Consider the following 13,091-nt stretch of genomic DNA (forward strand, 5'->3'; position numbering starts at 1 on the left):
GATCATGCACCTTCCGCCGTGCCGGGACGGCGCCGGCCGCGCCGGAGATGCCGACCGGACCGCTGCGGTCGCCTGGGGCCGGCGGTGTCGTCGGCGTCGCCGGCCCGACGCTCCGCGTCGAGCGCCCGCGCCAGGGCGGCGACGGTCGGGTGCTCGAACAGGGCCGTGCTGGGCAGCTCCCGGCCGAAGGCCGCGACCACCCTGGCGTGCAGCTTGGCCAGCGCCAGAGAGTTGCCGCCGAGGTCGAAGAAGTTGTCGTGGACCGAGACCGCGGGCAGACCCAGGACCTCCGACCAGAGGGCGGCCACGCGTCGCTCGGTGTCGTTGCCCGGTGCGACGTGACCGGCCGAGCCGACGAGGTCCGTGCGCTCGGGCCGGGGCAGCGCGGCGTGGTCGACCTTGCCGCTGGTGGTCAGCGGCAGGACGGGCAGCACGACGACGGCCTCCGGCACCATGAAGGCGGGCAGCTCGGCCCGTGCGCGGCGCAGCAGTTCGGCACTGTCGGGACGGTGCGCGCCCTGCGGGGTCACATAGGCGACGAGAGCCGGGGTGCGCTGCGGGTCACCCGTCACGGCGGACTGGGCCACCTCGGGCTGCCGCAACAGGAAGTGCTCGATCTCGCCAGGCTCGATGCGGTAGCCACGGAGCTTGAGCTGCCGGTCCGCTCGGCCCAGGTACTCCACGGCGCCGCCGTTCAGCCGACGGCCGAGGTCTCCGGTGCGGTAGACCCGCACGGGCCGGCCATCCAGTTCGATCGTGCGGAACCGGTCCGCCGTCAGTTCCGGACGCCGCAGGTACCCGACGGCGAGGCTGTGACCGGCCAGGTGGATCTCGCCGGTGGTGCCCAGAGGGACGCGCCGGTCGGCCGGGTCGAGGACAAGCATCCGAACGCCCGCGATGGGCCGGCCGATGCAGTTCAGCGGCGCGGTACCGGAGCCCTCGACGATGTGCTCCGACGCGGCGACGGTGTTCTCGGTGGGGCCGTAGGAGTTGAGCAGCCGGTAGGGCAGCCCGGCCGGTGGACGCTGGGAGAGCGCCGCGCCGCCGATGCCCAGCCAGCGCAGCCCGCGCGGGTACGTGGTGCCGGTGCTCCACATGGCCTCGGCCAGTGCGGTGGCGCAGAACGCCACGGTAGCGCCCTTGCGTTCCAGCCACTCACCGAGCGTGGAGGCGACCACCGGCTCCTCGTGCGGGACCAGGCAGGCTCCATGGGCCAGGGCCTGCCACACCTCCATCTGCGAGGAGTCGAAGCTGACGCTCAGCAGGTGTGTGCAGCGGTCCGCGGGACCGATGCCCTGCGTGTTCCCCACCGAGCGGACGAGATTGGCAAGGCCCCCGTGCCGGACGACCACGCCCTTGGGGGTTCCGGTGGTACCGGAGGTGTAGATGACGTAGGCGGTGGCGTCGGGAGACCAGTCGGGCAGGCCCTCGTCGCCGTTGCTCCCCTCGGCCGTCGTCACGTCCGTGACGTCGAGGACCGTGGCCCGGCCGGTCGACGGCAGCGGGACTCCGGCGCGGGTCAGCAGCACGTCGGCCTGTACGTCGCCGAGGACGAACTCCTGCCGGGCGGCCGGCCAGGACGGGTCGAGCGGGCAGAACGCGGCCCCGGCGAACCAGGCGGCCAGCATGCCGACGACGAAGTCCTCGCCGCGCTCCAGGAGCAGTGCGACCGTGGGTTCGTCGACCGGAAGATGCGGGCGGACCGTCTCGGCCAGCGACCGGGCGCGGGCGACCAGCCCGCGGTAGCCGATCGCACCCCGGCCGCTCTCGATCGCCGTGGCGTCGGGCCGGATACGCGCCTGCTCCAGCACCAGCTCCGGCACGGTCGTCGCGGGACCCGGCTCCGGTCCCTGCTCCCACTCCCGTATCCGCTCCAGCTGCCCGCGCGGGATCAGCTCCAGCCCAGCGACTGGAGCGTCCAGGTCCCCGGGCAGCTGTGCCAGGAGCGTGGCCAGCGTGTCGGCCATCTGCTCCACGTCGTCCCGCCGGACCAGGCCGCCGTTGTAGGACAGGTGGCCGCGCAGTTCGCCGCCGTCGAGGACCAGCGCGACCGTCAGCCCCAGCTTTCCGGTGTATGCCGCGTCGCCACCGTCGAGTTCGACCGCGTGCAGGGCGCCCCCGCCCAGCGTAGGCGGGCGCACCGCGGCCGTGCTGAACGCCAGTGAGACGTCGCCGTACGGGGTACGGCCCGGCTTGCGGGGCGGATTGATCCGGTCGACGACGTCGTCGAACGGCACCTCACAGTGCGCGAAGGCGTCCAACGCCGTGTCCCGCATCGCTTCCAGCGCCTCGCGCACGGTCGCGTCCGGCCGCAGCCGGGAACGCAGCGCCACGGTGTTCAGGCACGGCCCGAACACGTCCGTGAGCCCGCCCGGGCCGCGGTTGGTCATCGGGCTGCTGATCACCACGTCGTCGTGACGGGTGCGGTGGTGCAGCAGGAGGGCCAGCGCCGTGGCCGCCGTCATGAACGGGGAGACTCCGTGCCGTTCGTGCAGCGCGCGCAGCCGTTCGCCGACACCCGAGGGCACCGGTATCTGCACCACTCCGTGCGGTGCCGGCTCCGTCGGCGAGGGAAGGTCCACGTACGCGGGCGCCCCGTCCAGCCGTTCTTGCCAGTGCGCGAGATCCGCCTCGTGACGAGCGCCGGCCCGAGCCGCCTCCTGGGCGCGGACGAAGTCCCGGTACTGGGCCGGCCGTCCGCCGTCGGCGAGTTCCACGAGGAACGCGGCGACGGCGTCCGCCAGGCGTGCGGCTTCGGCAGCGGACACGCGCTCACCCCGGTGGGAGAGCACGGCCGCCAGTTCGCCGTCCTGTTCGGCCACGGTCAGCGTGATGCCGAACTTGGCCTCGCGTGACCACAGCGACTCGGCGAACACCGGGCGCAGTTCGGCCCCGCCCAGCATGGCGCGTCGGTCGCCCCGCAGGTTCATGTTGAGCACGACGTCGCCGTACGGTGGCCCGTCCGCGGCCTGTTCGGGACGCAGCCGGGCCAGCACCTCGTCGAACGGCGTCCGGGAGTGCTCGAAGGCGTCCAGCACCTCCGCGCGCATCGCGCGCAGCACCTCCCGCGCGGGAGCGTCGCCCACCGTCGAGGACCGCAGGACGACGAGATTGAGGCAGGGACCGAGCAGGTCGGCGGAGTCGCGGTCGCGGATGCTCACGGGAACGCCGAAGGTCACCCGCGGCAGGTCGCTCCACCGGTGCAGACCCGTGGCCAGCGCCGCTGCCATCAGCATGAACCAGCTCGCGCCGTGCTCGTTCATGACCGGTCGCAGCCGGCCCAGCAGGCCTTCGGGCAGCGCCAGGCGCACCGCCCCGTTGGCCTCCGCTCGGGCCGGTGCCGGCAGGTCGAGCCGGGCAGGCCAGCCGGCCAGCCGCTCTTCCCAGAAGTCCAGGTCGGCGCTGCGATGGAGATCACCGGAGCGCTCCACGACGGCCGCGTGCTCCCGGTACTGCAGTGCGGGCGGCTCGGACGGCACACCCGCGAGGCTGTCGCGGTAGCAGCGCTCGAGCTCGCGCAGCAGGACGGGCACGGACTCGCCGTCCACGACGAGGTGGTGCAGGCAGAGCATGAAGGCCTGGCCGCGCGGCGCGCAGTCGGCGACGGCCGCGCGCAGCAACTGTCCCGAGGCGAGGTCGAAGGGGTGCCCGGCGGATGCGTCGAGCCACCGCGTGGCCGCCTCCTCGGGCCCCTCGGCGTCGGTGGGGACGAACACCTCGATGTGAGGTCGCCAGGGCGCCTGGACGACCTGCCGCACGCTGCCGCCCTGCGCGCGGAACGACGTACGCAGGATCTCGTGACCGGCGACGAGGCGGGCCAGGGCATCCTCAAGGACCGCCGTGTCCAGCCGGCCGTCGACGGACCAGCCGAGGGAGACGTTGGCAGGCGAGCCCTGACCGGTCTGTTCCGCAAGCCACATGCGTCGCTGGAAGGCGCTCGCGGGGGCCGCGGGCTGTGCGGCGGGTGCCGGAGGCAGGTCGCCGGAGTCGGCTGTCGTAGCAGCCTTTGAGGCCGGTGCCGCGGAGGTGGTGGCCGGGGACGGCGGGTTCACGGCGGTCGAAGTCCGGCCCGTGGCCCCGTCGATCACATCGGCCAGGTCGCCAAGACGCGGCGTCTCGAACAGCGTCTTGATCGGCAGGTCCACGCCGAACCGCTCGGCGATCTCACCGATGAGACGTACAGCGAGCATGGAGTGCCCGCCCAGTGCGAAGAACGAGTCGTCCTCGCTCACCGTGGGCACGTCGAGCAGATCGCGCCACACGGCCGCCAGCACGGCGCCGGTACCCGCCCGGGGCGCACGCCGGGCAGGAGCGGCGAGCGCGGCGGTCTGCGCCCGCAGCGACACCAGGTCGACCTTGCCGTTGAAGGTCAGCGGGATGTCCGCCACCACGTGGAACAGCGAGGGCAGCATGTACGAGGGCAGCCGGCGCGCCAGATGACCGCGCAACTCACCCGCACTCAACGCCTGTTCGCTCTGCACCACGGCCACCAGCCGGTCGTCGTCCGCGAACACGACGGCGTCGGAGACGGCCGGATGCTCGCACAGACACGTCTGCACCTCGCCCGGCTCGATGCGGTAACCCCGCAGCTGCACCTGGGAGTCGGCGCGTCCGATGAACCGCAGACTGCCGTCGGGCAGATGGGCGGCGAGGTCGCCGCTGCGGAACAGAGTGCCGTCACCGAACGGTGAGGGCACGAAACGCTGGGCGGTCAGTTCCGGCCGGCCCAGATAGCCGCCCGCCACACCGTCGCCGCCGACGTAGATCTCACCGACGGCGCCGTCGGGCAGCAGTCGGCGGCCGGTGTGCCGGTCCAGGAGGTACAGCCGCGTCGTCGGGATCGGCGTGCCCACGATGCTCGCGTCCGTCTCCATGTCGCCACGGGAGACGGTACGGACGCTCGCGTGCACGGTGGTCTCCGTGATGCCGTACATGTTGACCAGCCGCACCTGGGGGAACCGCTCGGACCACGCGGTAAGCATCGCCGGCCGCAGCGCCTCACCACCGAAGATCACACAGCGCAGCCCGGCGAGCCCCTCCGGTGCCGACGGCCGCAGGGCGAGCAGTCGGCGGAAGGCGCTGGGCGTCTGGTTCAGCACGGTGACGCGCTCGCGCTGGAGCAGGTCGAAGAAGAGCCCGGGGTCCCGTGTCTCGTCCTCGGAGACGAGCACGACCCGGCCACCGTGCACCAGGCCGCCGAACAGCTCCCACACCGAGAAGTCGAAGGCGTACGAGTGGAACATCGTCCACACGTCCTGCGGTCCGAAGGAGAACGGAAGCCGGTCGTTGACGAGCAGCCGCACGAGATTGCGGTGGGTGAGGACGACACCCTTGGGGCGGCCGGTGGTGCCCGACGTGTAGATGCAGTAGGCGGGCGAGTCCAGGGAAACCGACGGCAGCGGTGTCTCCTCGCCCCGGTGCGCCGGGTCGAGCAGTTCGTCCAGGGCGAGTACCCGCCCGTCGAAGCCGTGGCCGTCCGCGCTGAGCGACGGGGCGAGCGCGAGCCGCACCCCCGAGTCCGCGAGGATGAACTCCCGGCGCTCGTCCGGGATGGCGGGGTCGATGGGCAGGTAGGCGGCGCCGGCCAGCAGGGTGCCCAGGATCGCGCGTACCTGGTCGGCGCCCCTCGGGAACAGCAGGGCGACCAGCTCTCCTTGCCGTACGCCCGCGGCGAGCAGGCCCCGCGCGACCGCCTCCGCGTCGGCCAGCAGATCGCCGTAGCCGACCGAGACCGCACCGTCGGTCAGCGCCACGTCCGCGGGGCGGGCCGTGGCCCGGCGCCGGATCAGGTCGTGGGCGGGCGTCTCCTCGTAGGCGGCGTCGGTGGCGTTCCACACCTGCAGCTGGGTGTGGCGCTCGCGCTCCGACAGGAGGTCGATCTCGGCCACCCCGGTCTCGGGCCGCTCCGTCAGCAGGCGCAGCGCCGTCACGTAGTGGGCGGCCATCGCGGTGATCTGGTCGTGGTCGAAGTACCGGCCGTTGTAGACGAGATGGGCGCGGTGGCCGTCGTCGTACGGCTGCAGGCACAGGTGTACGTCGTACTTGCCGCGCCCGCCGGCCGAAGCCACCGGACGCACCGAGGTGCCCTCCGGGCCGGGTAGCGGTGCCGCGGCGGGAAGGTAGCTGTACAGGACGTCGAACAACGCTGTACGGCTCATGTCCTTGGACGGGTCGACCATCCGGACTAGCTCGTCGAACGGAGCCCGGTCGTGGGCGCGGGCGTGTGCCGTTTCGGCCGCGGTGCGCTCGACGAGTCCGGCGAACGTCAGGTCCGTACCCGGGCGCAGGCGCACCGGCAGGAGATTGCTCAGCGGACCGACGACGTGCCGGTCCTGGTCCCGCCGCCCGGGGTGGGACAGGCCGAGCACCATGTCCTCCTGGCCGGAGTACCACTGGAGCAGGGCCGCGAAGGCGGCGAGGGCGACGTCCGGCACGTCCGCGCCGAGCCGGTCGGCCACCCGGCCCAGCTCGACTTCGGCGGGGACGGTGAACGCCACCGACCGCTCCTCGTAGACGTGCACGGCGTCGCGGGTACGGCGCTCCGGCAGGCGCAGCGGCTCGGCAGGCGGCTGCAGCACGGCGGCCCGGGCTGCGAGATGAGCCCGGCGGGTGTCCTCGTCGTCGGCGTCGTGCCACGCCTTGTAGGAGGTCGGCCGGAGCTCCATCTCGTCCGGCCCGGCCAGGATCTGCGCGGCGACCGTGTCCAGTGACCCCCGGTCGACCGCGGCCTGGTGCCCGCACAGAGCGATCCAGCCGCCGGAGGAGTCCTCCGCAGGCAGCACGGCGATCCGCAACAGCGGACCGGCAGACAGGTCGAACGGCGTACGCGCCCAGTCCGTCAGGACGTCCGGAGCCTGCGTACCGTCTGCGTCACCCGGCGTGGCGGGCAGCCACTCGGGTACGACGGACGCGCCGGACCGCACCTGCTGGACGACTCGGCCCTCCAGCTCGACGAGTTCGGTACGCAGTGCCTCGTGCGCCCGTACGACGGCGGCGACGCGCTCCGCCAGAGCGGCCCGTTCCGGCAGCGCCTCCAGCCGCAGGAAGAGCGGGAGATTGTGATAGGTGGGCGCGCCCGGATAGAGGTGGCCGTTCTCGAACCGGTCGACGAACCACATGCGCTCCTGGTGCGCGGACGCCGGATACACGTCCCCGGCAGCCACGGCCGGGGCGTCCCGGTCGGTGCGCGGGGCCCCGCGGTCGCTCGCCTCGGTGTAGTGGGCGTCCAGCTCCTTGAGCAGGATGCCCTCACACTCGCCGTCCCACAGCAGGTGGTGCAGGCACAGGAACAGCACCTGGCCCGCCGGCCCGAGTTCGATCAGCGCGGCGGTCAGCAGCCGTCCCGAGGACAGGCTGAACGGCTCGTGTGCCGAGGTGCGGATCCAGTCCTGCAGCGCGGCCTGGGGATCCGGCCGGTCGCCGAGGTCGACCCGCTCGACGCGGGGGACCCACGGAGCGCCCACGGTCTGCATGAGTTCGCCGTCGACCTCGTGGAACGCGGTGCGCAGGATCTCGTGCCGTGCGATCGTCGCGGCCAGAGCCCGGCCGATGCCGTCCGCGGCCAGCGGATGCTCGACCCGCCAGGCGAGCGGCACGTTGTAGGCGGCCGGGTCACCACCCACCCGCTGGGCCAGCCAGATACGGCGCTGGAAGCTGGAGGCCGGGAAGGTGTCCCCGGCGCCGAAGACAGCGTCCTGGGCGGCGGGGGAGGTGTTCCCGGTGGCCGGCGCGGACGTGACGGCCGGGTCGGGCAGAGCGGACGGAGTGCCGGGCGAACGATCGGCGCCGACGGGATCCGTCGGCGGCAGCGCGTGGGCGGTGAAGTCCGCCAGCCGGGGGTGGTCGAAGAGCAGGCGAATGGTCGCGGCGGCAGCGGGGAACCGGTCGCGCACCGCGGCGACAAGCCTCTCGGCGAGCAGGGAATGCCCGCCCAGCTCGAAGAACGAGTCCCCCGGCGCGACGGGACCGGCGCCCAGTACGGACTGCCAGACCTCTGCCATCTCCGCCAGCCGGACGTCGTCCTCGACGCCGGGCGTCGCCCCCGAGCCGTCGCCGTCGGCGGCCCTTACGATGCCGCCTTCGTCGGCCGGCACGGTGGCCACCACATCGCCGATACCCGCGCGCGGGTCGTCCGCGATCGCGCGCAGCACCGCCAGATAGTCGTCGGCCATGCCACGGACCACGGTGGCGCCCAGCGAGCCCGCCGGGTCCTTCCACAGCAGGTGCGTGCCGCAGCTGTCCTCCCGCACCATGAGCGCGAGGCGGAAGCCCGCGGTGCTCTCCATGTCCAGCAGGCTCAGCCGCGCCTCGGCGCCCTCGTGGCACAGCCGCACGTCGTGGACGTCGACGCCGTCGTGCAGGCCCGCGTGCCAGTACTGGAACACCGTCTGGTGGGTGCGCCGACGGGCCTCCGGGCCGGTCAGCCCCGCCGACCGCATGATGGCGGGCAGCGGCAGATCGCCGTGCGCGAGGGTCTCCTTGACCTGCATGCGGACCCGGCCGAGCAGGTCGGCGTAGGTGTCGTCGTCGCGCACCGGGACGCGAACGGGCAGGGCGTTGACGAAGTAGCCCACTCGCCCGGCCAGTTCGGGCAGGCAGCGGCCGTGGTACGGCAGGAACGACAGCACGTCCGACGCGCCGCTGTGCCGTCTCAGCAGCGCGAAGTAGGCGCCCATGAGCACGGTGGCGAAGGACATGCCCGTCTCGGTGGCACGTGCGCGCAGGGCTGCTGCCAGATCCGCCGGTATCTTCTCGCTGATGACGGTGTACTGCGGCTTCTCCGAGCCGGTCGGCAGCGCGAAGGCACCCCCGCCTTCACCGAGAGCCGCCTTCCAGTGGAGGCGGTGGTCCTCTCCGGACGGGCCGTCGGCCAGTTCGCGCGAGTGCGTGGCGAACGCGGCGAGTGCCGGCGCGTGGTCCTCGCGGGGCAGCTCGCCGCCCTGGTAGGCAGTGCGCAGGGCGTCCAGGAGCAGCAGGACGGAGGCGCCGTCGTACACCAGGTGGTGCACGGCGATCAGGAGGACCGTGTAGTCCGGGCCGTCGATGACGTCGACGCGCGCGAGCGGGCCGATGCGCAGGTCGAACGGGGTCTGCCAGGTTTCCCGGATCGCGGAGTCCTGGTCCCGTTCGGTACGCGAGCGTCGGACGGGGATCCCGGGCGCGTCCGACCAGTCGAGGACGGGCCCCTCCGCTCCGGTGCGCACCCGCGCCCGCAGCTGCGGGAAGGCCTCGCCGATCTCGGCGACCGCCCGGCGCAGCCGTTCGAGGTCCAGGGTGCCGTGCACCCGGAAGGGAGTGGGGATGATGTGGCTCCACTGCCCGGGGTCCAGTTTCCAGGCGACCCACATCGCCTCCTGGCCGACGGACAGCGGGACGCACTGCGTGGAGGTGTTCATACGGTGCTCTCTTCGACGCGATCGGCATGCGACGGGCGGGGTGTGCCGTCGGGGGTGAGGAAGCCGAACCCGGCTCCGGACATCCAGGCGGTGGTGACCGCTGTGACGTCCGGTGCGGGCGGGGACTGGAGCCGGCTGCGCAGATCGTCGATCCGCAGCCGGGCGGCGGTGCAGAAGATGTCGGCCAGCGACTGGGCGCTGTCGTCTCCGGACGCCGACAGGGTGGAGGCACGGGCCAGGGTGAGCGCTGTGCCGAGCAGCTCCCTGGCGATGCCGGCGAGGAGGATCAACGTCCGCTCCTGGCCGGCGAGTTCCTCCCGGTCGGGATGGCGCCGGACCAGTTCGAGACAGGTGCGCCCGAAGCCCCGGGTCTGTGCGGCCGCGGAGCGCAGGTGTTCCAGATTGCGGGGGGTCAGGGCGGTGCCCGTCGTGTCGAGGGGAACCTCGCCCTCCCGAAGGAGTTCCTCGGCGTGTTCCGGTTCCGGGTAGTAGTACGACAGGATCGCCAGCCGCCCGATCCAGTTGTCGATCTGGAAGTCGACGCCGCCCGAGATCCGCAGGTTCCGCAGATCGCGCAGGTACCGTTCCACAGGGACGGGCGGTGCGCCGCGCAGCCGCTTGCTCGCTGCCGTCTCATAACCCTCCGCCGCCAGCAGGGACATGGCGCGCTCGGCGATGTCCCAGGCCAGCAGCGAGGCCGCGTTCTTGACGGCGTTCTGCTCGAACCGCAGGTTGAGGTTCCTGCCCTGGTCGTCCGGGAGCAGGCACCACTGGGCCATGGTCTCGATGGCGAACGTCTCCGCCAGGCTGTCGGCCAGCCGGTGCCGCACCTCCTCATACTCCGACAGCATCTGTCCGTCGATGACACGGCGGGCCGCGAAGTCCCGCATCCACCCGACGGACAGCCGGGCGACGGCCAGCGCGGGCGCGGCGATCAGGTGCATCCGGCCCCGGCCGACCAGGCGCGCCGTCGCGGGCGTCGTCCGGACGACGTGCTCCACGTCGCGCTCGACCAGCATGTGGCCGCCGGCGACGCGCACGTCCCGGAACTCCAGCCAGCCGTTGGGGAATCCCTTGATACCCATGTACGTGTGCCAGTCCCCGCCGGTCACTCCGGGGCTGTCGGTCGGGACGAAGAACATCCGCACCCGGTCGACCCCGTCCTCGTGAACGGTGGCCGAGACACTGACCACCTCGGCGACGGGTGCGTGGCCGACGAAGACTTTGCGCCCGTTGAGCAGGTAGTCCTCGGTGCCCTCGATACGCGTCGCCGTGGTGAGGCGGCGCTGGTTCGCCGCTCCCTGGGGCTCGCTGTCCGCGCTGGCGGACCGGGCGCCACGGCGCACGACATCGCCGAGCAGCTCGCGCAGCGGCCCGTCCGGAACGACGGACAGGAACGCCGCGGCACCGAGTGCGTTCTCGATGGCGAGGGACAGCGCCACCGGTGTGCAGTGCGCCGCGGCCGCCGAGACCATGCGGAAGGTGTTGTAGTGCGAGAGCGCATGGCCGCCCAGGGCGGTGTCCGCCTGGAGGGCGAAGTAGCCGCGACCGCCCAACTCGTCCAGCAGGCCTTCGGGCAGAGCGGCGCGTGCGTCGACGTCGTCCGGGTCGACGCGGTCGCGCAGCAGGGCGGTCAGCTCCTCGGTCATCCGGTCGCCCGTCCGCGCGTCGGACGGGTCCTGCACCGGGAAGTCTCGGATGAGGTCCCAGCGGAAACGTCCCTGATACAGCTCTTCGAGGAAGCTGACGCGGTCCGGGTCGCTGGTCGCGTTCCGTGTTGTCCTTGCCAAAGGAGGTCCTTGCATCGAGGTCGGTGCCCCTGGCCGGGGCATGCCAAGTCGCCCTGACTGTGAGCAGGCAGAGGCGAGCATCGTGGTGTAGGGCAGTGATTCGGGCAGGGGAGCGGACAGCGCCCGCCCTTCACCGGTAGCGGTCCGGCTATCGCCGCGTGTGCACGTTCAAGCGCCGCATCCAGTCGTCGAGTTGCAGCACCATCTCGGAATCGGCACGGTCGAGCCGGCCGCGTCTGTGGAGCAGCGCCGGACCCTCGGTCGTACGACGGATTGCTGACAGACCGACAGGCGGGCGTGTCGGCGCCCTGCTGTGGCCGAGGAGTTCACGCGACCTGCCTGTCGGACCGGCCTTGCAACGGCATTGAGTTCGGCCTGTGCGGCACCGCTGTCGTCGGCAACCGTCCCATCGGAAACGGTCGTTGGGGAGCCGTGGTCGCTCCGAGGTAACAGATCCGTCGCACGCCGCAACGGCCAGGATGTCACCGAAGCCGCTGGTGGCCACCGCTGCCTGCCGGTCCTGACCCGAGTCCCTTTGGACCAGGGCGACTTGTCGTTCCTGCCGTGCCGTGCAGCCTGTGAGGCCACGGACGACGAGGTCGGAAGCAAACTGCTCGACCGTCAGGCCGAGCGAACGTAAATCAGAGTGTCGATCGAGCCAACCGGCAATACCGGACACACTTTTCCTAACTTTCAGGCAGTGCAAGGGGTGATGCTCGCGAACATATGGCTCGACCTCCGCGGAATCTCATGGGGGAGGGGGAGGGGAGTGGCGGAAATACGGGAGCCGAGCAAGCGACGTTCATGATCTTAGAGAGCCGCCAGTCCACGCGTCTGTGATCCATTTCACCGGTCGATCACGGAACGGGAGCGCTCTCAACGCACTCCCCGGAGGGGGCTCGGCAAGGCGTGGGGCCTGGCTGGCACCGCATTCGGCCATTTAAAGAGCCATGTACGGTCGATGCCCGGCGCGCGCGTTCAATCCGATGTCACCGTGGTTTCTCGGTTTGGACGTCATGTGTTCCGTTCCGGCCACCAGGGCCGGAACGGAACACAAAAGGAGTGCCTTCGAATCGAGGCTTTCATTGCGTGCGTTCATCCTGCTTCAGGAAGAGCGAATTCGTTGAATGTGTAACCAATGGATTCGTGTCGTGCGGGAAGTCGCCCGGAGGCGGCATGTGATGCCGGAGAAGAGCAACACGACCGTGAGCGGCGTGATGTCGAGGCTCATACCGAAGTCGCCGCCGAAGACACTCCAGTCGGCCTCGCCGGGCTCCGTGACCTGAACAGCGTCGTGCCCAAGTGGTGGGACGGCGCATACGCGCAGGCCGTGCACGAGTCTCTGTCCGCAAAGTGAAGGAGATGCGGGGGAGTTGTCGTGTTTGCTCGACGCGCGTAGCGGACCGGGCGACGGGTGCAGTTTCCTTGTACATGCATCTTCCCGCCACGCTTCGTGGAGGGGTCGCGCCTTGCGCGCTGGGTCACGCAACCGCGTGGTCGGGCGCCCGTCGCGCAGTCAGGTTTCGACCAACATCAGTTCCCTTGATGACATGAACATGTCATTCATGTCATCCTTTCTTCACCCGCTGTACGAGCTTGACCAACTCCACAGCCATTCCGGTCGGCCCCACACCGACCGGACTATCCCCCCACAAAAGGAGCTTGTGTGACTCGCCACATGCGTCACCAGAGCGCCACTTTGGCCGTAGCCACTGCCGTCGTCGCCGGAGCCCTGGTGAGCACCGCGCTCACCACCGCGGCCACGGCACAGCCGACCACCGGCAGGATCCACCTTGCGGCCGCTCCGACCGCGCTGTCCGCCGCTGCCCGTACCACCCTGATCCAGCAGGCCCAGGCCGACGCGGCCGGCACCGCGCAGGCGATAGGCCTCGGCGCCAAGGAGAAG

At 71.5% G+C, this 13,091-nt stretch carries 2 protein-coding genes and 1 pseudogene; 1 reads left to right on the forward strand and 2 read right to left on the reverse strand.

Annotated features, from left to right (window positions below):
* Nucleotides 1-2: 2 nt before the first annotated feature.
* Nucleotides 3-9,395: an amino acid adenylation domain-containing protein gene (locus tag ABZ471_RS38945; protein WP_359073412.1), complete on the reverse strand. Its 9,393-nt coding sequence runs from the start codon at nt 9,393-9,395 to the stop codon at nt 3-5.
* A complete protein-coding gene (locus ABZ471_RS38950) occupies nt 9,392-11,185 on the reverse strand; it encodes an acyl-CoA dehydrogenase (protein ID WP_359073413.1) in 1,794 nt (597 codons plus the stop codon). Before ABZ471_RS38950 ends, ABZ471_RS38945 begins: the two co-directional genes overlap by 4 nt.
* A gap of 1,666 nt (nt 11,186-12,851) precedes the next feature.
* Here ABZ471_RS38950 and ABZ471_RS38955 point away from each other — a divergent pair.
* Nucleotides 12,852-13,091 (forward strand): annotated as a pseudogene (locus ABZ471_RS38955) (peptidase M4 family protein); the annotation flags it as partial.

Source organism: Streptomyces sp. NPDC005728 (assembly GCF_040630895.1).
Taxonomy (GTDB): domain Bacteria; phylum Actinomycetota; class Actinomycetes; order Streptomycetales; family Streptomycetaceae; genus Streptomyces.